This is a genomic window from Pseudomonas arvensis, from assembly GCF_056688935.1.
The window spans coordinates 1,206,939-1,229,669 of sequence record NZ_CP162038.1; the positions used below are offsets into that span (position 1 = coordinate 1,206,939).

At 61.2% G+C, this 22,731-nt stretch carries 13 protein-coding genes and 1 pseudogene; 11 read left to right on the top strand and 3 right to left on the bottom strand.

The genetic code is table 11. The features are described from left to right. Window positions 1-50 precede the first annotated feature (50 nt). The 6 genes from AB3G88_RS05465 (at window position 51) to AB3G88_RS05490 (ending at window position 7,028) form a co-directional block, all read left to right on the top strand. Window positions 51-551 carry a CS1 type fimbrial major subunit gene (locus tag AB3G88_RS05465; protein ID WP_480453450.1) on the top strand — a complete coding sequence of 167 codons (501 nt, stop codon included), beginning with the start codon at window positions 51-53 and terminating at the stop codon, window positions 549-551. Between the two features lie 119 nt (window positions 552-670). Continuing rightward, on the top strand, window positions 671-3,190 hold the full coding sequence (locus AB3G88_RS05470; protein WP_480453451.1) for a CS1-pili formation C-terminal domain-containing protein: 2,520 nt from the start codon (window positions 671-673) through the stop codon (window positions 3,188-3,190). A gap of 502 nt (window positions 3,191-3,692) precedes the next feature. Further along, the gene (locus tag AB3G88_RS05475; RefSeq protein ID WP_371929479.1) at window positions 3,693-4,445 is read left to right on the top strand and encodes a hypothetical protein; all 753 of its coding nucleotides are present in this window, start codon (window positions 3,693-3,695) and stop codon (window positions 4,443-4,445) included. 36 nt (window positions 4,446-4,481) lie between these two features. Continuing rightward, entirely contained in the window at window positions 4,482-5,717 is a 1,236-nt protein-coding gene (locus tag AB3G88_RS05480) for a hypothetical protein (RefSeq protein ID WP_099583524.1), read from the top strand. A 61-nt stretch (window positions 5,718-5,778) separates the two neighbouring features. Further along, a complete protein-coding gene (locus AB3G88_RS05485; protein WP_112193662.1) occupies window positions 5,779-6,540 on the top strand; it encodes a molecular chaperone in 762 nt (253 codons plus the stop codon). A 5-nt stretch (window positions 6,541-6,545) separates the two neighbouring features. Beyond that, window positions 6,546-7,028 (top strand): CS1 type fimbrial major subunit, encoded by a 483-nt coding sequence (locus AB3G88_RS05490; protein ID WP_099583549.1) that lies wholly within the window; start codon window positions 6,546-6,548, stop codon window positions 7,026-7,028. Between the two features lie 66 nt (window positions 7,029-7,094). Here the strand turns inward: AB3G88_RS05490 and AB3G88_RS05495 are convergent, their stop codons facing one another. After that, a complete protein-coding gene (locus tag AB3G88_RS05495) occupies window positions 7,095-10,190 on the bottom strand; it encodes a transglycosylase domain-containing protein (RefSeq protein ID WP_480453452.1) in 3,096 nt (1,031 codons plus the stop codon). Between the two features lie 184 nt (window positions 10,191-10,374). Between AB3G88_RS05495 and AB3G88_RS05500 the strand changes: the two genes are divergently transcribed. Both AB3G88_RS05500 and AB3G88_RS05505 read left to right on the top strand, forming a co-directional pair. Continuing rightward, window positions 10,375-14,997, top strand: coding sequence for a hypothetical protein (locus tag AB3G88_RS05500; RefSeq protein WP_480453453.1), 4,623 nt, complete (start codon window positions 10,375-10,377; stop codon window positions 14,995-14,997). A gap of 268 nt (window positions 14,998-15,265) precedes the next feature. After that, the gene (locus AB3G88_RS05505) at window positions 15,266-16,678 is read left to right on the top strand and encodes an amino acid permease (protein WP_099583520.1); all 1,413 of its coding nucleotides are present in this window, start codon (window positions 15,266-15,268) and stop codon (window positions 16,676-16,678) included. Window positions 16,679-16,725: 47 nt separating this feature from the next. Here the strand turns inward: AB3G88_RS05505 and AB3G88_RS05510 are convergent, their stop codons facing one another. Continuing rightward, window positions 16,726-17,850: an OpgC family protein gene (locus AB3G88_RS05510; RefSeq protein ID WP_480453454.1), complete on the bottom strand. Its 1,125-nt coding sequence runs from the start codon at window positions 17,848-17,850 to the stop codon at window positions 16,726-16,728. Window positions 17,851-18,074: 224 nt separating this feature from the next. On the opposite strand from AB3G88_RS05510, the gene AB3G88_RS05515 reads away from it, so the two are divergent. From AB3G88_RS05515 to AB3G88_RS05525, 3 genes and pseudogenes are all read left to right on the top strand, one after another. Continuing rightward, window positions 18,075-18,449 (top strand): GtrA family protein, encoded by a 375-nt coding sequence (locus AB3G88_RS05515; protein ID WP_480453455.1) that lies wholly within the window; start codon window positions 18,075-18,077, stop codon window positions 18,447-18,449. After that, window positions 18,446-19,397: pseudogene (locus AB3G88_RS05520) on the top strand (glycosyltransferase family 2 protein). Before AB3G88_RS05515 ends, AB3G88_RS05520 begins: the two are co-directional and overlap by 4 nt. 3 nt (window positions 19,398-19,400) lie before the next feature. After that, entirely contained in the window at window positions 19,401-20,894 is a 1,494-nt protein-coding gene (locus AB3G88_RS05525) for a glucosyltransferase domain-containing protein (protein ID WP_480453456.1), read from the top strand. 35 nt (window positions 20,895-20,929) lie between these two features. Here AB3G88_RS05525 and AB3G88_RS05530 read toward each other — a convergent pair whose 3' ends face one another. Beyond that, window positions 20,930-22,549, bottom strand: a complete 1,620-nt coding sequence (locus AB3G88_RS05530) for an FMN-binding glutamate synthase family protein (RefSeq protein ID WP_480453457.1) — start codon at window positions 22,547-22,549, stop codon at window positions 20,930-20,932. Between the last annotated feature and the right edge of the window lie 182 nt (window positions 22,550-22,731).

Consider the following 22,731-nt stretch of genomic DNA (forward strand, 5'->3'; position numbering starts at 1 on the left):
AAGTTCAACTTGTGGTGGTTAATCCAATACCCAAGAAACAGGTATCCACCATGTTCAAGAAGTTTGTGATTGCTGCCCCCCTGGCCGTTTTGGCACTGAGTTCGTCGGTTGCATTCGCAGCCGGCGAGGCCAACCACACCGTCAACATCAAGGCCAACATCCCGACCACCGTGTTCCATGCTCAGCCACGTGATCCCAACTTTGGTCGGGACGAAACCATGACCTACAACCTGGTGAGTGGTGAGCTGGCACCCTTGACCGCCATCTACGACCTGAAGAACACCAACGGCTCGGTCCACGCTTATATCGAAGGTGGCCCGGCGGTGTTGTTCAACGGTACCCCTGCACAAAACATCCCGCTGACTACCACCCTGCACGGCGTGGAGCTGGATGGCACGCCAAAAGAAGTGGTGAACGAGGCTGATTCGACCCCAGGCGTCGGGGCTCAACTGCGCATCGCGGCCGCCAAGCCTACGGAGACCCAGCGCGGTGCCTACACCTCAGCCGTGGCGCTGGTGTTCGACGCCGTACTGCCAACGCCTGCTCCCTGATGGCGTAAGTGCCCGATGAGCCTTGCGCTCTCGGGCATTGGCGCTCAGGCCGGGCTTCTGTCCACCGGGAGTCCGGCCTGTTTATCACTTTGTCTCTTGGCTCTCAGAGTATTGCTTTCATGTTCCCGATGACGCCCATCGCGGTTGCGCTTGCGCTAGTGATTTGTACGAGTGCCTTGGCTGCGCCGACACCCATCGCCGTGACGCCCGCCAACTTGCTCACCCAGTCCCAGGGTTTGCCGGCGGGGTTTGTCGACCATTTCTTTGATGTGCCACTGGCTGTGCGGGTCGATCTTGATCAGCAATTGCTGGGAGAGGCGCTGATTGTCCTGTCCCGCGATGAGCGCGTGACGCTGCTTGAGTTCACTGAGTCGGGCGACAGCAAGGTGCCCGCCGCTACCCGTGATACCTGGCAAGGCTTGCTGGAAAAGGGCCTGCCCCTGGGTGCGTGTACCCAATCGTGCCCGCAGCAGTTGGTGTCGATGCACTACAGCCTGGAAAGCTCGCAGTTGTCGATCATCACCCAAAACGTCGAACGCACCGGTGATGCGCCGCGTTACTACCAGCAGCCCGAAGGCGGCAGCCGGGGCCTGATCATCAATAATCAGCTCAACCTCAACGGCGGCCAGGACGAAGACCTGGGCGGACGTTATGGCTTGCAGGCCAGCGCCAGCCTGGGTAACTGGACCCAGGTGTTCAACCTGCAACTGGCGCGCCAGAGTGGCGACGAAGAGCAACTGCGCCACGCGATCCATGAGCTGTATACCCAGCGTGAACTGGAAGGCCAGTTTTTGCGCCTGGGGCATTTCACCCCCAATTCCGATGGCCTGACGCGGCAGTTGCGCAGCTTTGGCGCCAGCCCCGACACCGCGCTGGGTGTCATGTATGGCAGCTCTGACAGCCTGTCCATCAACAGCGGCAAACCCAGCGTGTACCCGATCTACGTCACCGCCAACCGCCAGGCCGCCGTGGAGATTTACCGCAATGGCCTGCTGATCAACACTCAGGCGGTGTCGGCCGGCTTGCAGACGTTGGACACGCGCCCCTTGCCCGGTGGCATCTATGAAGTGGAGGTGCGCCTGGTGGAAGACGGCCTGACCGTCAGCACCACCCAGGAGCTGGTGTACAAGCCCAGTAACTGGCGCAACGCCGAAGATCGCTGGCGCTACAACGTGTTCGCCGGGCGTGAAACCAAGTTGTTCAGCAACTGGGACGAACAGGCCAGTGGCGCGATCACCGCCGGCGCCTCCGTCAACTATCTGGTGCATCCACGGGTAATTCTCGGTCTGTCGGCCCGTGAAGTGCGCGAGCAATTGCAATATGGCGGCTCGGCGGACTGGACCGTAGCCAGCAATACCAGTCTCTACGCCAACGTCTACCAGACCCGCGAACACGGCACCGGCATGGACCTGCAAGGGCTCTATAGCTTCGGCGCCACCAACCTGGTGTTCAGCCACAACCGCAGTTGGCTCGATACCCGCGACACCTACGAAACCCTGCCGGACGGCACCCGCCTGCGGCGCAATACCTTCGTGGGGCAAACCAGCAATTCGGCGCTCTCGGTGAACCACCATGTCGACACCAAAAACTCATGGAACGTGCGACTGTCCCACAGCGAAGGCAATACCGAGGGCGCAGGCGTGGACCTGGGCTGGAGCCGTCGCGATACCTTGATGGGCAGCGACGCCAACTGGCGGCTTTCGGTGTTCGACCGTCCCGCCAGCGCCGGCACCGGTAACGAGCGCAATCGCGGCGTCGACCTGAGCCTGAGCCTGGCCCTGGGCAGCGATGGGCGGCAAATATCCGGCAGCATCGGCAGCCGTACCGCCCGTGAAGGGGGGCGCGATAACAACGCCTCGGTCACCTACCGCCAGGACCTCACCGGTCATGTACTGCAAAGCGTCTCGGCCACGGCGATCACCGACACCTACGGGGTGGGGCTGTCCGGCATGGCCAGCTTCGACACCGATGTGGTCAGCGGCGACGGCTTTGTCCAGCGCAGCTCGTTCAACGGTGATATCAGCGGCGGCCTGAACCTGAACAGCACCTTCGTTGCCGGCGCCGACAAGATGCTGCTGACCAGCCAATACCAGAGCAACGGCGCGGGCATGATCATCGACGTCGAGACCGACCTGGACAGCATTGCCCTGCGCGCCGATGACTTCAGTGGCGGCGGCGCGATCCTGCGGCCTGGGCGCAACTTTGTGCCGGTGTCGGCCTACAAGAGCAGCACCGTGAACTTCGACTTTGAAGGCAACCATCCACCGGCCGCCAACATCCAGCCGGCACGCGCCACCTACCACCTGAACAAAGGCGGGGTGGACTACCGAAAAATCACCGTGATGAAAACCGTCAGCGTGCTCGGGCGCCTGCTCGATGCCCAGGGGCAGCCGCTTAGAGGCCACCACGTGATCAACCACGCCAGCCGTGGCGTGAGCGAAGCGGACGGGTTCTTCTCGATGGAAATGAGCGCCAGCGCGCCGACGCTGGAAGTGCGCTACCAGAACCAACTGCTGTGTCAGTTCCGCCTGGATCCGGCCACCACCGCCAATGCAAACGACGTGTTGATGATCGGCGACCTGCGTTGCACGCCGGACACCCTGGCTGAAAACACGCTCAGCGCGCAGACCGCCGGTTGAGTGCCATGACGAGACAACCACGATGAAACGCAGCAATACAGTGATCACACAGATCGGGGCGATGGGCGCGGCGCTGTTGTTCAGTTTGTCGGCGCAGGCTGCGGTTCAGGAGATTCGGGCGACGTTTGTCCCGGATCCGTCTAACCCGATGGTCAACCGCTTTGAGAATAAAACGCCCCAAGGGGGTGTCTGCGTCTCCTTCATGCCTGCACGTTGCAAGGCGTTGGGTATTTTCAGCCTGAGGCTTCCAGGGCTTTCGTTCGTTACGAAAGAGGCGATTGAAGCTAATCATGAAAACCCCCGGCAGGGGTTCATGCTCACCCTACCTTCAGATTGGCGGGATGTGGAGGTGCGCCACAGCACAGGTGAGACGGAAGTCGTCCAGATACGCATTGCCGGTATCGGTGGCAGTTGGAACCTTTCTTATCCACCCGGGGTGAGTGCCTGGGCCCGGCCTGGGGCTAGCTGGCAATCGATGTGGCAATCGGCACCTGCCCCCTGCATGAGTACCAATTTCCTGGCGGCGGGTGCCTCTTATGCCCAGTTTTTCTGGTTGATGCCCGAGGGGGCCGGGGCTTGTGCAAGAACGCCGTCGCTGACGATTCCTTACTTCCGTTGGAGTGGCATTGACTATGTATATGAACTGCGTACCCCCAATCCGTTGAGCATGCGCGCCGGTGAGTACCGTGGCTCGCTGTCTTACTCCATTGGGCGGGGGATGGACTTTGATATGGGGGATGCGCTGATCCCGAGTATCGACACGGTAGCCCTCAACTTTGTCCTGAGCGTGGAACACGCCCTCAAAGTCGACATCCCCCCCGGCGGCAACCGCATCGAACTGATCCCCGAAGGCGGTTGGCAAGCCTGGCTCAATCGTGGCCGCACACCGGCCCGGTTGTACCGCGACCAAACCTTCAAGATCGGCGCCAGTTCGCGTTTCAAGATGCAGTTGGAGTGCTCGATTGTCATGGGCAACACCTGTGGCTTGCGCAACGGCACCGGCGATGAAGTGCCGGTGCAGGTGGCCGTGACCCTGCCCGGCGGCATCGACGGCCAGGGCGACCAGGCGGTGCGCAGGCGCCCGCTGCGCCTGGATGGCAGCGGTACCGAACTGTTCCAGCCGCTGTTCTACGTCAACGACCGGCCCGGCACCCTGCACTTTGAAGTGTTGCGTGACGACATGGCCGAAATGCTCAATCGGCCGGGCAGTACCTACTCAGGTGTGGTGACCGTGATTTGGGATTCGCAGGTCTAGAGCGGCCACGATCAATCAATGACGAGACAACTCACGATGAAACGCAGCAACACATGGATCAAGCAATTGGGGGGCATCGGCGCAGCGCTGTTGTTCAGTACATCAGCGGTCGGTATCACCCGGGAAATCACGGCGGTATTCAGGCCGGACCCAGCTAACCCGATGCAGAACAAATTCGAAAACACCACGCCTCTGAGCACGGTCTGCGCAAACCATATGCCCTCCCGCTGCAAGCAATTGAATATTTTCAGTCTCAGGGCGCCTGAGTTCCGGGCGAGAACGATTGCGCCGGTTTTGGCCAATCATGAGGATGAGCGGCAAGGGTTTATGGTGAAGGTGCCATCCGACTGGCGGGACTTACAGGTCACACATGTCATGACCGGTGAGACCGAAACAGTCCAGATGCGTATGGCCGGTATCGGTACGCCATGGGACGTTCCACGTCCTCCAGGAGTCAGCGCATGGGCGCGGCCGGGTCAGTCATGGCAGTCAGTATGGGCGAACGCTCCGAGCCCATGTGTAAGTACCGGCTTCCTGGTGGCCAGCACTAATGCTGCTGCCTATTTTTGGCTGGTGCCCGAAGGTGCGGGAGCGTGCAGCCGAAAAACTGCGCAGGATCTTTCTTATATAAACCTTGCACAGATGGAGTACGCCTACGAAATCAAGACCCCTAACCCATTGGGTATGTCTTCGGGGCTGTACCGAGGAAGCCTCACCTATTCGATGGGCCCCCGCGCGGACTTTGATTTTGGCGATGTGGTCATTCCCGTGCAGAACGCTATTACGTTCAACTTTGCCTTGAGTGTCGAGCACTCCCTCAGGGTCGACATCCCGCCCGGCGGCAATCGCATCGAACTGATCCCCGAAGGTGGTTGGCAAGCCTGGCTCAATCGCGGCCGCACACCGGCCCGGTTGTACCGCGATCAAACCTTCAGGATTGCCGCCAGTTCGCGTTTCAAGATGCAGTTGGAGTGCTCGATTGTCATGGGCAACACCTGCGGCTTGCGCAACGGCACTGGTGATGAAGTGCCGGTGCAGGTGGCCGTGACCCTGCCCGGCGGCATCGACGGCCAGGGCGACCAGGCGGTGCGCAGACGCCCGCTGCGCCTGGATGGCAGCGGTACCGAACTGTTCCAGCCGCTGTTCTACGTCAACGACCGGCCCGGCACCCTGCACTTTGAAGTGTTGCGTGACGATATGGGCGAAATGCTCAAGCAGCCGGGCAGTACCTACTCAGGTGTAGCGACCGTGATGTGGGATTCACAAATTTAGGTCGGCCCCGCAACAACGGCGGGCCAGGCCCGCCGCATTCAATCAATGAGGTGAAGTAAACATGAAGCGTGCAGTGTTATGGATCGGGTTGTGCCTGTTGTCGCTCACGGCCCATGCCGGGCCGCAGATCAATGTCGGGGTGGTGTACGACTACCTGGAGGGTGAGCGCAGCTCATACCTCAAGCGTGTGTTCAACGGCGGCACCAGCACCGCGTTCGTCAAGGTCAATGTGCTGGAGATTGTCTACAACGAGGACGGCACCTCTAAAGAGGTACCGGTTGGTTCGCAGGTGGACGATAAAGGCGTGACCACCAACCGCGATGGCCTGATGGCCAGCCCGGCGCGCTTGATCGTGCCGGTGAACGGGCGCCAGGGCACACGGCTGTTGTACATGGGCGCGCGGGACAAGGAGCGCTATTTCCGCCTGCGCTTTATCCCCGTGGTGCCGGAAAAAGACGACAACTTCGGGATCAGCTCTGAGGAACAGGCCGAATACAAGGATGACCTGGCTGCCGGGATCAACGTGATGACCGGCTACGGCACGGTGTTTTTCGTGCGCCCCAAGGACACCCGCTTCGATACCCAGATCAATGAAACCCCGGATGAGTACCGACTGCGCAACGCCGGTAACAGTGTGGTGGTGCTGGACGAGTTTCATGACTGTTCGGCGAGCAATGCCACCGACTGCGTGCCGACTACCAAGCACCACATCCTGCCGGGACGCCAGTTGAAATTCGAGAAAAAACCGGGCCGGCGCTACAACTTCGTATTGGTTGAAGGGCAGGGCAAAAAACCGCTGAAGTTCGAAAAACGTAACGGGTGATCATGATGTTCAAGCAACTGACAAGACTCGCTGTGCTGGCCGCCTTGACGGTGGTTGGCACACATGCCGGAGCGATTCAGGAGCGCCATTCCTTTGATGTGTCGGTGACGATCCCGGTCCACGAGGCTTATGTACTGCCATCGGAGCCCGACTGGATGGGCCAGGACCAATTGCTCGCCTGGAACCTGGTGACCTCTGAACTCAGTCGCCTGCGCAAGAACTTCGACGTGAAAAATATCAACGGCGGCGTTGCAGCCCGCTTGGGGGCTGAGCCTTACCTGTTCAATGGGCGCAACCGCATCGACTTGCAAGTGCTGTTCAACCGGGTGCCCCTGACCCTGGACGCCACTGAAGTGGTCAATGCCGATGACGCCCGCGTAGGGCGCCGTGCCGAATTGGACATCGCCGCGATCAAGCCCGAAGGCGGCTACCGGGGCGGGGATTATTACGGCACGGTGCATCTGGTGTTCGATTTCCTGGCGCCGTAATTAAACAACGCTTAAAGGCTGACACAGAACCCTGTGGTGAGCGGGCTTGCTCGGCTACTGTGACGTTTATTGTGTCGTGGATACCTGGCACAAGGTCTGCCCACCGGGTTGCAGATAAGGTGTCAGCCAGGGGGCCATGCCCTTGAGGACCTGTACGGGCAGTGCGGAGGTGAAGGTGAACTGTTGCGCCGAACTGCCCGGCACAAACGCGGTCAGCGTGCCGAAGTGCTGCTCGCCGATGTAGAACACGAAGGTGGCGGTGCGGTTGATCGATTTGGAACTGAGCAGGCGCCCGCCGGCACCGATGGCTTCTATGCGGTTGTCACCGGTGCCGGTCTTGCCGCCCATGATCAGCGGCGTGCCGTCCGCCAGTTTGAAACTACCGGCCACGCGTTTGGCGGTGCCGTCGTCCACCACTTGGGACAAGGCCGAGCGCAAGGCGCTGGCGACTTCACTGGGCATCACCCGTTTGCCCTTGTCGGGGTTGTTCACCAGGCGGGTGTCATAAGGCGTGCCGGCGGCGAAATGCAGGCTGTCGATACGCACGGTCGGTTGGCGCACGCCATCGTTGAGGATGATTCCCACCAATTCCGCCAGGGCTGCGGGCCTGTCGCCCGAACTGCCAATGGCGGTGGCCAGGGACGGTACCAAGTGGTCGAAGGGATAGCCGACGGCTTGCCAGCGTTGATGAATGTCGAGGAAGGCTTCGATCTCCAACATGGTGCGGATGCGGCTGTCCCGGGCGCTTTTGTGGCGGCTTTTGAACAGCCAGCCATACACCTCCTGACGCTCGTGCTCGCTGGCGGCGACGGCCTGGGTGAAGGTGGCGTCGGGGTGGTTGAGCAGGTACCCGAGCAGCCACAACTCCAGCGGATGGACCTTGGCGATATAGCCTTGGTCTGGCAGGTCGTAGGCGCCGGGGCCGTAATCCTTGTAGAGCTTGGCCAGGCGTTCGTCGGTGAGTTTTTCCGGGGCTTTGGTGGGCAGATGGGCGCGCACGAATCGGTTGAAACTGTCCTGATTGGCCTGGGGCAGCAGATAACGGTGCACCGCCGCCAGGCGCATGGCGGTGGGGTGCATGCTGTCGAGGAAGGTGTCGAGCCGGGCCTGGGTGTCTTTATTGCGGTAGCGCTTCCAGAACCGCAGCAGGAAGGTAGTGCCCTCGCGGTCGGCGAACTGGGCCAGGTATTCCTGGCGACGCGGGTCGTTGTCATCCTTGAGCAGCTCGGCGCTGTTGTTGGGGCCTTGATAGGTGCTGTAGCGCACCAGGTCACGCATCAGGCGAATGAACGGCAGGTTGATCGACTCACGCAGGGCCTCACGCAAGGTGGGGTTGCGCCCGTTGTCTTCGTTGCGAAAGTTATTGAAGTGATGCAGGCCGCCGCCGGTAAAAAAGCGCTCGCCGGGGCTGGCCGAATACTGCCGGTTGAGCGCCGCATCGAGCATCTTCGGCAGGCTGCGGTCGCTGTTTTGCGCCAGGTAATCCACGGCCCAGCGCGATAGGCGATCCTGCTCGTCGACGCTGACGGTTTTCAGCGAGGCGGGGGTCTGGTCGGCATAACGGTCGTGCAGCTCGCTGATGATTTGCAGGTAGGTGGTCAGCACCCGCAGCTTGGCGGTGGAGCCCAGTTCCAGCTTGCTGCCTTCGTTGATGTCGAAGGGTTGGTCGGTGTTGTCAGTTTGTACCCGTACCCGTGCGCCGTCGGCGGTCATCTCATAGAGGGTGAAGCTGTAGCGCACTTGCGCGGTGCTGGCGGGCGTCAGCAGGCGCGGGCCGAGCAGGCCGATCTGGCCGGCGAAGGCGGGATCTGCCAGGTGCTTGAGGTAGGCCGTGGCCTGGTTTTGCAGGTCGTCCTGCAAGGTCGTGGTGGCGGACAGGTCAAGGCGGTCCAGGTCGTACAGCGGGCGGTTGAGCAGGGCGGCCAGGCGACTGCGGGCGACGCTGATGCCTTTGTTGGTTTCAATCGGTTGCATCGTCGGCTGTTGCTGCCAGTCGCGATAACTCACCCGGCTGGCCAGGGCGGCGTCCGCCAAGGCCGGTTCGATGACGTTGTTCTGCGTCAGCAGGCGGATATGGCTGTCGGTCAGGGTTTCCAGTTCGGCGTGGCCTTTGGACAGGTAATGGGAAGGCCGACGCTGGGCGATCATCAATGACAACACCTCACGCAGCGCCACACCTTTTTGCGCGAGGTGTTGCGCGGAGTTGTCGGCGAGCAGCGTGTTGGTGCGGTTGAAGTCGGCGCCGTACCACACCCGCAGGCCTTCGGCCATGCCATGTACTTCGCCGTGGCCGGGCACGGCGGACAACGGCACGCTGTTGAGGTAGTCGCGCACAATGTTCTGGCGCGCCTGCAAGGTCTGCGGGCCGTCCTGATACGCGCGCACGCTGGCGGAAAACATCTGGCGCAGTTTCTCGCCGCCGGACAACGTCAGGCCGTCGGGCGAGTGGCGGTATTTTTCCAACTGGGTGGCCAGGGTGCTGCCGCCCGCCGTCTGCCCCGGCAAATGCAGCAGCTTGGCCACTTGTGACCAGGCTGCCTTGGCGAAACGCGGCCAGTCCACCGCCGGGTTGGCTTCAGGTTGCGCCGGGTCGAGCAGGTCGCGGTTTTCGATGAACAGCAGGCTGTTGACCACCACCGGCGGGATCGCGGCGAAGTCCTGATACGACTGGTGTGGATAGGTGAAGCGGTACAGCGGCTCGGCTCGGCAGTCGCTGATCGACAGGCCCGCCTGGATTTTCTCGGCATAGGGCACGAACAGGCCCCGCTCGGTGTACGCCATCAACGGCGCTGAGAACCGCGCCTGACGATCAATCAGGTAATTGCGCTTGAGCAGGCGCGGCAGGAATTCATCCAGGTCGCTGTAGCCCAGGCGTTTGTCGAAGGGGCCTTCACCGGGATAGACCATGGCATCGCTGGGGCCGGGCTCCAGCGTGTAGCCGAGCGTCGCGGCCAGGTGACTCAGTTGCTGCGCCTGCCAATGCGACGTGCGCATTTCGCGCTGGGCGGCGTAACCCGCAGCGATCAGCGCGATTACCAGCAGCAGCCACACCATTCGCCACCGATACAACGGCTTGCGGGGGCGTCGTGGCAATGGCTGTTCATCCAGGCTGTCGGCGGGAGCCGCAGCCTTGGTCGAATCGGTTTGCCATAAAGCGCCCATAGTCGATTGATCCATCCCGGCAGATTGATCGGACTTGATTGAAGTTTAGACGCTGATTGGCGCAGCCGAGAAAATTGTCGGCGTGGGCGGCGCTATCCGGCTACCACAGTCGGGGCGACGGTCTTCCTTAACGTACAGGGTTTATCGGACCCAACTCCGGGGCCGTCATCAGGAAGCCCACCCCATGCCGGAAACACCTTCATTACGTCGCGGCCACATCAAGCAAGTCGTCAGTCTGTTTTCTGACGCCCCAACACTGCGGGAGGTGGCGATCGAGCAGGTACAGGCCACGCTGGATCGACGGTTTGGCAGCTGCAACTTTCTCGCCGAGCGGGTCGCCATCGGCACCCCAACCCAAGCCGACCAGCACCGCTACAGCCGCCTTGCGGACGAGGTCGTGCTGCGCCTCGCCAGCGCACGGCCAGTGCGGTATGTCGAGGGTTACGATCAAGTCTTCTTGCACCAGCGCGAAGTCTATGTGAAGGGTGGCCCGCCATTGGCGGACATTGAAAACCTCGTCAACCAACTCGGGCCGGACCTGGTGGAGGCCTGGCTTGCACGACTGCAGGGCTGGTGGCGCGAGACGCTGCCGGTAAACATGACGCGATGGGGCTATCTGTCCGACGATTGCCTGGCGTTGCTGTATGACAGCTCGCCACCACCGGGCATGGATGCGCAGCAATTCGCCAAGGTTTTTCCAGCCACGGAATTACGTGCCACTCGTCCTGATCGGCAATGGAGCCTTCACGGCGCTTCGTTGCAGGTCTGGACCGTACACGTCCGGCCCAAGGGCACGCTGCAGACTCCGCAAATGCTGCCGCTGTTGATCCTCGACCATCGGTTGTTCGGCGCCGAGTTGCGTACGTTGTTGCTGTTCAGCCTGGCGACGGGCGTTCAGCGGCTTACGCGCCTGGAGGACATCGAGGCGTTGATCCCCGACTACCTGAACGAGCGTCTGGCCGGTCAGGCGCTCGAATGGTTTGCTCAAGAGCCTTGGGGCGATCCGTTCGACGCCCTGGCCGCCAGCTATGCCGAACGCCAGCGGGCGGATGTGTTGGCCATCGACTGCACCGTGCCGCGTACGCCCAGCCAATTCCAGCAGATGCTCGACTATGTGACGGACCCTATGCGTTGGTTCGAATCAGTGCTGACGCCGTTTCAGCAACGGCTGCAGGACCAACTGCCGCTGTGGCTGATCCATGCGTCGACGGCAGACAGCCTGGCCTACGCCCACGCGCTTGAGGTTCTGGTCGTGGCGCAGGCTTCGGCGGGCGGGCGGACTTTTCTTGACGGCATCGCGCCGATTCGGACCTTCGCCGCGCGAGCCCTGACGCAGTGCCTGCACAAGGAGCGCAGGGCCAACGGCGTCGAGCCGGATGACATCAAGCTGACCTACCGGATTGTGACCGCAGCCATGACGCCGGGCGGCTTTGCCAGCGGTGACGTGCGTCACGTGACCCTGAGCCTTACGGACCTGGCCCTGGAAAATCTCGGTGGTTTCCCTCATTCGCCATCAGCGATCACCCTCAAGGGCAATCCCGCGCCTGCCTGGCTGACGGCGACGTTGCTGAAGGGCTGCGTGACCGAAGTGGATGTTGGCCAGGCGTACCCGCAGTTGCTCAAGGACACATTGATAGACGATGGCGCCGAACGGTTGCGCCGCGAAGCGTTGTTTATCCAGCAAGTGCGCGCCCAATTGCCGCTGCTGGCGGTGCAGATGAAGATCAACGCCGAGAACGGCATGACCGAGGCCGGGTATCGCCTGGTGCAGGCCGCCGTGACGCAGCAACCTGAGGCGGCGTTATGGCCGTTGGCATTCAGCGCCACGCCCACGTCCACTCCGGACACGGTGGTGAATATGTATGTGATTGGCGCCCGGCGTTCCGAGTTGGGGCCGCACGTGCTCTACCAACCGTTGTTCAGCCCTTGCCTGCAAGAGTTTGCATCCGCCCAAGCCTTGTTCGAGGCGATCAAGGCACCGGGACCCTTGCAGGACCTGGTGCTGGCCTGGCTGCCTGCGACGCGCCGGGCGGTGTATGCCAATGGCGGTTTTCAGGAGCCGCATGTGCGGCACTTTCTGGCCGGCGATGAGTTCAGCACCCCCGAGCGCCCGGCGCCGGCTCAACTGAGCAAATCCCTGGAGAGCGGTGACCCGTTGCCTCAGGTGTTCGCCGCCACGGTTCAGGCGCTGGTCAGCCTGGCGCAGCGCCAGTCGGTGTCCAACGCCGAGCAGCGTTGGATGACGTTGAAAGAAGCTGGGTGGTTGCTGTTCAACAGCGTTTTGCCCTTTGTCAGGGGGCCGGTGGCGCTGGCGGGGTGGATGGTTCAGGTGATGGACAGTGTCTATCAGGACGTGCACGCCATCAGCAGCGATGACGCGGCAGCCCAGGCCCAGGGGGTCATGGACCTGTTGACCAACCTGGTGCTGATTCTGGCGCATCGGGCGTCGCCCCACGAATGGCCATCGACGCTGGCGTTGCAACATCCGGCCTTCGAGCCGACACCGCCAAGAGTTGCGCCGACGACCGTGGTCCGCGGCCCGCTCGACGTGCCCTTGCGCTCGCCCAGTGGCTGGAGCAATGCACGCGACACCCTCACGCCGCCCCTGCAAGCCCGGCTCGAACGGCTGAGCCTGAGGGCACTGCCCTTGTCTGAGCGATTGCCGGGGGCGCAGGTCGGCGGGCGGCTCGATGGGGTGTTGTTCAACGCCGCCGCACAACCGCCGCAGTGGCAGGTGCCGGTGCGCGGCCATGTGTACCGGGTCAAGGTCACTGATAACAGTGTGCGGGTGATCAGTGCCGATGGTCGCGAGCTGGGGCCATGGCTCAGGTTGTTGGACACTCGCGTCTGGGACGTGGATTTGCGCCTGCGCCTGCTGGGAGGGCAGGCTGACAAGCCGGTGGCTGTGCCGGACACGGCGTCGCGCTACGAGCAACTGGAACGGGAGTACCGTCAATACACTCAGCGTCGGGAAGCGGCGAATCGTGCAATGACCGTGGCTCGTCAGCTGAAATCCAGTGCCGACCCGCGCATCACCGAGCAGCAGCGCGCCATGGCCGCCGACCGATATGCTCAAGAGCTGCGAAACAAGCTGGACGCTTCATTGCTGGAGTTGCAGAGCCTCAAAGGCTTGCGCGCCCTCAAGCCACGCCCGGGCTATGAAGCTGAATTGTCGACGTCGCTTGAGGGGCTGATTCGTAACCTGTGGCAGTTGCAGTCGCTGGCCCGTGATACGACCGCCGCTATCAATGCCAGGATCTTGTCGCTGCTGGACCAGGTGCAGTTCGAGACAGCGGAGGAGGCCCTGTCGGATATCAATCAACAGGCTCACCGCACCTTGGGTGAGTGTATGCGACAGGTGGCAGACAGCAATGAAAATGCCATCGACTTGCGCGTCCGAGAACTCGATTTCCTGCAGGAATTGAAGCGCGTACCCAAGTACGGGGAGAACAAGGCCCGCGCGTTGCTGTTGGACCAGCCGACAGGCCCGACGGTACTGGAGTTGCAGTCATTGCAGGTGACGACCCTGTGGGCGGTGGCGCTCAAGGCCGAAGGGCCGAGGCTGGACGATGATTTCTTCCAAAGCCTGGATGACACGGTTCATCGCGCACGCTGGGCCAGCAGTTCCCTGGCGCAACTGGACGAGCTGGCGCCCCATAGCCCGCAGTTGCGTATCGAGTTGTTGGAGAGCTTCAGCCGCGTCTACGCGCTGACCGATGACCGCATCGAATTCTGGCGAGCGATGGAGCCAGACAAATTCCACCTGGGCTACCTGGATAAATTGCAACGGTTGTTCACTCAACTGCGCGCGCAAACCGAGCGTCAACTGGCCGCCGCCCTGACCACCGCGAACCCTGAGCCGGTCGCTGCCTCGGCCCCTGCTGCCGCCCCTCGTGCGGTACGCAAAAGCATCATCCGCACCCGCAACCAGGACATGTATGTCGCCCGCCTCACGTTGGCGACGGACGAACAGCCGGTCGAGCTGGCCGAGGTGATGGATAACCAGGACACCGTGATCGCTTCGTTTACCCACGCCGCCGATGGGGTGTGGGAGCCCGTCACCAAGCCTGCTCCCAAAGGCGCTGCCCCGCTGCCCAACCTCAACCGTTTGATTGAACAGGGCAAGGCGTTGCAGGGGGCAGTGGAGCAGGCAATTGCCGAAGTGCTGAAAATGGCGCGCAACGCCAACGAGCCCCAGTCGCTGCAGGACATTCTGGAGCAGCGCGCCGACAAGTTGCGCCAGTGTGCCGACGCCATCCACCAACGCCTGCAGCACACCGAGCCGGCCCCCCTGGCGGCTACCCAACAGGCTCGGGCCAGAACCGTGGCCGACGAGTTGCGAGCTGGGGCCAGTCGTTTGTCGGAGCAGGGTTTGCGGGCCCGCCTGAATGCCATCAAGGCGCGTGCGCCCACTCAGTCGGGCCTGGAAGTGCTGGTCAGCCACCGTGAGGCGCGCATTTTGCGCCAAGGCGGGCGGATCGCGCTGGCCGCCAACGCCAATGATTGGTTGCAGACCTATGTGGTGATGGATGTGCACACGCGGCAGGCCTTGTGCTACGGGCACTTTCACTATGAGCGCCAGACCGGGCCGGACGATCATTTCACCGCTGCGCACCTCAAGACACCGGCGCAGCATCGCATGGGCAAACAGACCCAGGCACAGGCCCAGGCTCAGGCTTTTGCCCGCATCCAGGCCGGGCAAGGCGGGCGGGCGGTGCAGACACTGGAGATTCATCGCGGCGAGATCAACCTGAAAATGGCGCGCAAGTTGTTTTTCGACGCGCCGTTGTGGACGCAGGAGTGGTAGGCGCAGGCGTGTATTTGCGTGAAATGGCGCACCATTGCTGTGCGATACTCCAACTGTGCAATCGGATTTACACGGGAACTCCCGCTGAATATTGCCATTTATAGAGTGAAAATCACTGGGTTGAGCTTTTTATACTGCACTCCCTGATCTGGCCCGGCCAGACCGGTTTACCCAAGAAGTGAAACGGGAACCGTACCTCGTGACAGACCCGTCGCGAGGTATCGGAGTCGCAGGCTCATATCCAATAACAAGACGAGGTTGTATCCCTATGCCAGTCGGCAATCACCTGCCCCAGGGCGAGACCGCTTCGGGCGGCCCGCTCAAACGCGAACTGGGCGAGCGGCATATTCGCCTGATGGCGCTCGGCGCCTGTATCGGTGTCGGCCTGTTCCTCGGTTCGGCCAAGGCCATCGAAATGGCCGGTCCGGCCATCATGCTCTCCTACATCATCGGTGGCCTGGCCATCCTGGTGATCATGCGCGCCCTCGGCGAGATGGCTGTGCACAATCCGGTGGCCGGCTCCTTCAGTCGCTATGCACAGGATTACCTCGGCCCGTTGGCGGGTTTTCTGACCGGCTGGAATTACTGGTTCCTGTGGCTGGTGACCTGCGTGGCGGAGATCACCGCCGTGGCGGTGTACATGGGCGTGTGGTTCCCCGATACGCCGCGCTGGATCTGGGCCCTGGCGGCCCTGATCAGCATGGGCACCATCAACCTGATCGCGGTCAAGGCCTTCGGTGAGTTCGAATTCTGGTTCGCGTTGATCAAGATCGTCACCATCATTGCGATGGTGATCGGCGGCGTGGGCATCATCGCGTTCGGTTTTGGCAACGATGGCGTGGCGTTGGGGATTTCCAACCTGTGGGCCCACGGCGGCTTCATGCCCAATGGTGTGCAGGGTGTGCTGATGTCCCTGCAAATGGTGATGTTCGCCTACCTGGGTGTGGAGATGATCGGCCTCACCGCCGGTGAAGCGAAGAACCCGCAGAAGACCATTCCCAATGCCATCGGCTCGGTGTTCTGGCGCATTCTGTTGTTCTATGTCGGCGCGCTGTTTGTGATTCTGTCGATCTACCCATGGAACGAAATCGGCACCCAGGGCAGCCCGTTTGTGATGACCTTTGAGCGCCTGGGCATCAAGACCGCTGCCGGCATCATCAACTTCGTGGTGATCACAGCGGCGCTGTCGTCGTGCAACGGCGGCATCTTCAGTACCGGGCGCATGCTCTACAGCCTGGCGCAGAACGGCCAGGCCCCGGCCGCGTTCGGCACCACCTCCAGCAACGGCGTTCCGCGCAAGGCGCTGCTGTTGTCCATCGGCGCGTTGTTGCTGGGCGTGTTGCTCAACTACCTGGTGCCGGAAAAAGTCTTCGTCTGGGTGACCTCCATTGCCACCTTTGGCGCGATCTGGACCTGGGTGATGATCCTGCTGGCCCAGCTCAAGTTCCGTAAGAGCCTGAGCCCGGCCGAACAGAAAAACCTCAAGTACCGCATGTGGCTGTACCCGGTCAGTTCGTACCTGGCACTGGCCTTCCTGGTATTGGTGGTGGGCTTGATGGCGTACTTCCCGGACACGCGCATTGCACTGTATGTGGGGCCGGTGTTCCTGGTGCTGCTGACGGTGTTGTTCTATGTGTTCAAGTTGCAGCCGACGAACGCGGCGGTGCGTTCAGCGGCCTGATAGCCAGACGGACAACAAAAAGCCCCTTGATCGGGGCTTTTTGTTTTTCAGGCCTGGGCCATTTTTGTAGATTGGTTCAGGCGTTTGTTGAACTCCAGCCAGGCTCCCAGCAAGGCCATCAAGGCAGTGCCTGCCAGAGCGGTCAAAATCTGCATGGCGAACGCATCACCGGCCATGGCGTTGACCATGTCCGCCAACGGTGCCAGCAACACGCCGAGGCAGAACACTTCCAGGGAATAACGGCCCATGCGGCAGGTTTGTTGCGCCAGCCAGTTTTGCGTCCAGCCGCGGCCCGGCAGCAGTTTGGCGGTGACGTAGGCCAGGGCCAGGAAGTGCAGCAACCGCACCGGCGACAGGTCGGTCTTGCTGATGGGGTACAGCCAGTCACTGAGGGCCGATGGCATCCACGCGTCATGGATCTCGGGCCAGCGCCACGACAGGGTGATCACGCCAGCGGCCAGCACATAGGCGGCTGCGGCGAGGAATAACGGCTGCCGGGATAAGGCCTGGTTTTGCAGCGGGCTTGGCCGGCTGGCATGAATCGCCGCTGCGCCGCCGAGCACGAACAGCAACTGCCAGGTGACCGGGTTGAAGTACCACACGCCGTCGGCAATCGCCCGCAGGTTCCAGCCCATCCACGGCGCCAGCAGGTACACCGTCATCGACGCGCCCACCACCAGCCAGGTCTGGCGCAGCAAGAGCGGCAGCACCAGCGACAGGCCGGCCAGCAGCACGATATACAACGGCAACGGGTCCATCAGGTTGGGCTTGAAGCGCAGCAGCAATTCATCGGTCAGCGCCTGCTGCGGGTGGGTGACGAAGTGCGTCAGGCCCATCTCTTCGACGAGGTCGCGGGTTTCCACATGGCTGTTGGCGAAGAACACGATGCCCATCAGCATCGCCAGCAAAAAGATATGCACCACGTACAACACCCAGGTCCGGCGCAGGATCTTCAGGCCAGCCATCCAGTAACCCTCGCGCTGCAGGACCTTGCCGTAGGCCAGCACCGAAGCATAGCCGGCCAGGAACACGAACACTTCGGCGGCATCGCTGAAGCCGATGTTGCGCAAGGTGATTTGACCGAGGGGGTTGTGGGGGACGTGATCCCAGAAAATGAAGATCAACGCCAGGCCCCGAAAAAAATCGATGCGCGGGTCGCGTCCGTTCAGCATGGCAGCGGGCTCTTGAACAAGTAGGTTTATTAAGGACAGGCAGGCGGCGGTGATGTCGTACGCCGTGCGTCGGGCGGGCGCAGGTTGGCGGTATTTGTAAGCAATTGCAAAGGTTGGGTATTACTGAATGTCTCAATTGCGCGCACGACTTACCTGTTAATTCTGACAGTAGACGCTCGATTGGCGTCGTGGCTTGCTGGCAACAGCCGCAACGGGACGACGCAATGAACAGACTGTGGAAGGGGTTCTCCAGCTACACAGCCATAGGTATCGCCAACACGGTGATCCACTGGCAGTTGTTTTTTGTATTGCGCACGGCGTTCGACCTCAGCCAGGCCCTCAGCAACTTCCTGGCGTTTTGCATTGCGGCGTCTTTCTCTTTTTATGTGAACGCGATCTACACCTTTGCCATGCCGGCGTCGTTGCCGCGCTATGGGCTGTTTATGCTGTGCATGGGTGGCCTGAGCCTGGGCGTGGGCTGGTTGGGGGACCGCTGGCGGGTGCCGGGCATCGTCACCATGGTGGTGTTTTCGCTGGTCAGCCTGGTGTGCGGCTTCTTGCTGTCGCGCTGGGTGGTGTTTCGCGAGCGTGAACAATGAGGTTTTCGCTGGTGGTGCCCCTGTTTAATGAAGAACAGAGCGTCGACCGGTTTTACCGCGCCATTCGCCACGAACCGGATTTGTGCGCCCACAGCGTCGAGATCGTGTTCATCAACGACGGCAGCACCGACCGCACTGCCGAACATGCCAAGGCCATTGCCGTGGCTGACTGCGACGTGATGCTGATCAACTTCTCGCGCAACTTTGGCAAGGAGGCCGCGTTATTCGCCGGGCTCGAATACGCCACGGGAGATGCCGTGGTGCCGATCGAACGTGGACTTGCAGGACCCGATAGACGTCATCCCGCAGTTGCTGGCCGAATGGCAAAAAGGCGCCGATGTGGTGCTGGCCAAACGCCGAGACCGTGCCAGCGATGGCTATCTCAAACGCCACAGTGCGTCGCTGTTCTATCACCTGCTCAGTCGCATTTCCTACACCCACATCGAAGAAAACGTCGGTGACTTCCGACTGATGGACCGCAAGGTGGTGGACGTGATCAAGGCCCTGCCCGAGCAGCAACTGTTCATGAAAGGTGTGCTGTCCTGGGCCGGTTTCAGCGTGGCCATCGTCGAGTACGACCGCGCCCCGCGCAGCGTCGGCCAGAGCAAGTTCAACGCGTGGAAATTGTGGAACCTGGCCCTGGACGGCATCACCTCCTTCAGCACTTTGCCGCTGCGGTTATGGAGCTATGTCGGCGGGTGCATCTCGTTGCTGGCGCTGGTGTATGCCGGGTACCTGGTGCTGGACAAGGTGCTGTTCGGCAATGACGTGCCGGGGTATCCGTCATTGATGACGGCGATTTTGTTTCTGGGCGGGGTGCAACTGATTGGGATCGGGATATTGGGGGAGTATGTGGGGCGGATTTATATGGAGGCTAAACACCGGCCCAAATACGTGGTTCGTGACATCGTTCGCCAGAGCGGCGGGCCAGCAGAGATCAAGGAGTAGCTGATGATTGAAGGGTGGCTGAAACCGCTCTCAAACCGGCAGCGGTTGCTGTTTTTCGGCGGCGCAGTGTGGTTGTTCGCCTGGCCGTTGATCCTGGCTGACCATCTCTACCTGGATGACAACTGGCGCGCACTTTCCGGCGGCATGGCGTGGCAAGAGAGCGGACGGCTGTGGGTCGAACTGTTTTATCAAGGGCTGTCCTTTACCCGGGGCGCCCCGGATATTTTCCCGTTGCCGTTGATAGTGGCGATGGTGTTGTTTGCTTTTGCACTGAATACGATGGTGACGCATTTATTCCAGATGCCCACGGCGGCCACATGCCTGGTGGTGTTGCCGATGTGGTACAGCCCTTTTTTCCTGCAAAACCTGTCCTATCACTACGACGGGCCGACCATGGCCTTTGGGGTGGTGGCGGTTATTTATGGGCTGACGTTTCGTCATCGCTCATTGATGCTGCAACAGGCCGTTGGCGGTGTGTTGGTGGCGCTTGGATTGGGTTTTTATCAAGTGGTCATCAATGTTTACATTGGGCTTTGTTGCCTCCAATTGTTCCGAGAAGTGGATCAAAACCCATCATTACAAGCTTGCTTGCTGCTACTGCGCGATCAATGTTTGAAGCTGGTCTGGGGGCTGCTGATATACGTGCTGACAGCTTTTCAGTTCACGGTGGCCGAGCGCAAAGGCTTGCGCGCCTTGGAGGGCGACTGGATAAGGTGGTTGGGCGATGACCTGCTGACGTGTCTGGAGAACGTGTCGCTGTTGGCGCAAGGCGCAAACCGTTGGCTGGCCGGCCTGCTGCTTGCGCTGGCTGCCGGGGGATTTTGCCTGAGCCTCTTTCGTATTTTCAGAAGCGACAACACGTTGCTGCAAAGGCTCATGTTGAGCCTTATGGTCAGCACGGCCTTGGTGACGGCGTTGATTGCGATTCCTGGCCTGGCGCTGGCGTTCAGCTTTTTTGACAGCAATGCCAGGTTGATGATGGGCCTGTCGACGTTTCTGGTACTGGTGTTTTATCTGGCGAGGAACGTACTGGTGCTGGTCGCACAGAAATGGACGCTGTTATTGCTGGTTCCGCTTCTGGCAATGCTGGTGTTTGCTTATGCCTACGGACGGGTGTTGACGGTGCAGAAGGCGTTGGAAAACAGCGTCGTGCATTACCTGTCTTACGACCTTCTAAGCAACCCTCGGCTGGCGGATATCGAGCACCTGCAGATGGTCAACAACTTCAGCAACGACTGGCTCGGCGGTGCAGAGGGAACAATGAAGTTGATGCCAGCCATGAAGTATGTGCTCAACGTCCATGTGCTGCTCTTGCCCGAATTACTCAGCCGCTCGGGCGTGGCAGTGCCGTTTTCGCCGACGCTGGGTTTTGCCTGGTGGAGCCGCCAGCAACAGGGGGAACCCGTGGCCGAGAACCGTTTTTACCGGCTGTACGTGCAGGGCAAGACGGCAGTTGTGGTGATGAAGGATATGGCCGCCGATGGCCACTCACGTTGAAAGGGGACGCCTGTTTGTCAGGCGTCATGTTGGCGTCAAGCCGCTGTCAGCTCATGCGGCTCAAAACTGTCCGCCCGCGCCATCTGCCACATCCGCGAATAGAACTCGCCGTTCACCTCGCCCGTCAGCAACTCCCCTGGCTTGAGGAACACATGCAGTTGCGAGAACAACTTGATCTCGGTCGCCGACATGCGTCGCACCAAATGCTTGGCTGACAGCTGCGACGGATGATCCAGGCCCGCCGCCGCGAGCATTTCTGCCAACGCCTTGAGGGTGTTGCGGTGGAAGTTGAACACGCGCTGGGCTTTGTCCGGTACCACCAGGGCGCGTTGGCGCAATGGGTCCTGGGTGGCGACGCCGGTCGGGCATTTGTTGGTGTGGCAGCTTTGCGACTGGATGCAGCCGATGGCGAACATAAAGCCGCGCGCCGAGTTGGCCCAGTCGGCACCGATGGCCAGGACGCTGGCGATGTCGAAGGCGCTGACGATCTTGCCGCTGGCGCCGAGCTTGATCTTGTCGCGCAGGTTCAAGCCCACCAAGGTGTTGTGTACAAACAACAGGCCTTCACGCAGCGGCACGCCGATATGGTCGGTGAACTCCACGGGCGCGGCGCCGGTACCGCCTTCCTTGCCGTCGACCACGATAAAGTCGGGCAGGATGCCGGTCTCCAACATGGCCTTGGCGATGCCCATGAATTCCCACGGATGGCCCAGGCAGAACTTGAAACCTACCGGCTTACCGCCAGACAGTTCGCGCAGTTGGGCGATGAACTGCATCAGTTCGATGGGCGTGGAAAACGCGCTGTGGCGCGACGGTGAGACGCAGTCTTCGCCCATCAGGATGCCACGGGTTTCGGCGATTTCTTTCGTCACTTTATGCTTGGGCAGGATCCCGCCATGGCCGGGTTTGGCACCCTGGCTCATCTTGATTTCGATCATGCGCACCTGCGGGTTCTGCGCCTGCACAGCGAAACGTTCCGGGTCGAAACGGCCATCGCTGGTGCGACAGCCAAAGTAGCCGCTGCCCAGTTCCCAGGTCAGGTCGCCGCCGTTTTCACGGTGATAGGGGCTGATGCTGCCTTCGCCGGTGTCGTGGGCAAAGTTGCCCAGCTTGGCGCCATGGTTGAGCGCCCGAATGGCGTTGGCGCTTAGGGAGCCAAAACTCATCGCCGAGATATTGAACACCGACGCCGAGTACGGCTGTGTGCATTGCGGGCCGCCGACCATCACACGAAACGTGCTGGGATCGCTCAGCGGCGCCGGGCGCATGGAGTGGCCGATGAATTCGAAGCCCGACTGGTACACGTCGATGAGGGTGCCGAAGGGTTTGTCGGCGGTTTCGTTCTTGGCGCGGGAGTAGACCAGCGAGCGTTGCGAGCGGGAGAAGGGCAGGGCGTCGCTATCGGATTCGAGCAGGTACTGGCGGATTTCCGGGCGAATGGCTTCCACCAAATAACGGATATTGCCCAGGATCGGGTAGTTGCGGCGCACCGCGTGGGGGCTTTGCAGCAGGTCGAAAATGCCGATCAGGCTCAGCACGCCGGTGACCAGGGTGATGGGCCACAGCCATTCATGTTCGATAAAGGGGAGGCTGGCGAGGGTAAAAATGACGCACACAGCAAAAAAGGCGTAGCGGCTTAGCAAGGACAGGCTCATACGGTTTCCTTGGTTCGGACTCTGAGGTCGATGGGGCATTCTGCGCCAGTCCGGAAACCACAAACAACCTGGGGGTTTATTCTTCATATGCCGCCCCGGTCGTTTCTTATTGCAATCGGTTCTCGTTTGGAGGCTTATTTTGTGTTACTGTATAACAATCAAGTCGCAACCAAACGCCCCCG

Coding starts and splice junctions, on each gene's coding strand:
- AB3G88_RS05510 (WP_480453454.1), bottom strand. CDS start 17,850: ATGCTGAACGGACGCGACCCGCGCATCGATTTTTTTCGGGGCCTGGCG.
- AB3G88_RS05500 (WP_480453453.1), top strand. CDS start 10,375: ATGCCGGAAACACCTTCATTACGTCGCGGCCACATCAAGCAAGTCGTC.
- AB3G88_RS05485 (WP_112193662.1), top strand. CDS start 5,779: ATGAAGCGTGCAGTGTTATGGATCGGGTTGTGCCTGTTGTCGCTCACG.
- AB3G88_RS05530 (WP_480453457.1), bottom strand. CDS start 22,549: ATGAGCCTGTCCTTGCTAAGCCGCTACGCCTTTTTTGCTGTGTGCGTC.
- AB3G88_RS05465 (WP_480453450.1), top strand. CDS start 51: ATGTTCAAGAAGTTTGTGATTGCTGCCCCCCTGGCCGTTTTGGCACTG.
- AB3G88_RS05525 (WP_480453456.1), top strand. CDS start 19,401: ATGATTGAAGGGTGGCTGAAACCGCTCTCAAACCGGCAGCGGTTGCTG.
- AB3G88_RS05495 (WP_480453452.1), bottom strand. CDS start 10,190: ATGGGCGCTTTATGGCAAACCGATTCGACCAAGGCTGCGGCTCCCGCC.
- AB3G88_RS05515 (WP_480453455.1), top strand. CDS start 18,075: ATGAACAGACTGTGGAAGGGGTTCTCCAGCTACACAGCCATAGGTATC.
- AB3G88_RS05505 (WP_099583520.1), top strand. CDS start 15,266: ATGCCAGTCGGCAATCACCTGCCCCAGGGCGAGACCGCTTCGGGCGGC.
- AB3G88_RS05470 (WP_480453451.1), top strand. CDS start 671: ATGTTCCCGATGACGCCCATCGCGGTTGCGCTTGCGCTAGTGATTTGT.
- AB3G88_RS05480 (WP_099583524.1), top strand. CDS start 4,482: ATGAAACGCAGCAACACATGGATCAAGCAATTGGGGGGCATCGGCGCA.
- AB3G88_RS05475 (WP_371929479.1), top strand. CDS start 3,693: ATGAGTACCAATTTCCTGGCGGCGGGTGCCTCTTATGCCCAGTTTTTC.
- AB3G88_RS05490 (WP_099583549.1), top strand. CDS start 6,546: ATGTTCAAGCAACTGACAAGACTCGCTGTGCTGGCCGCCTTGACGGTG.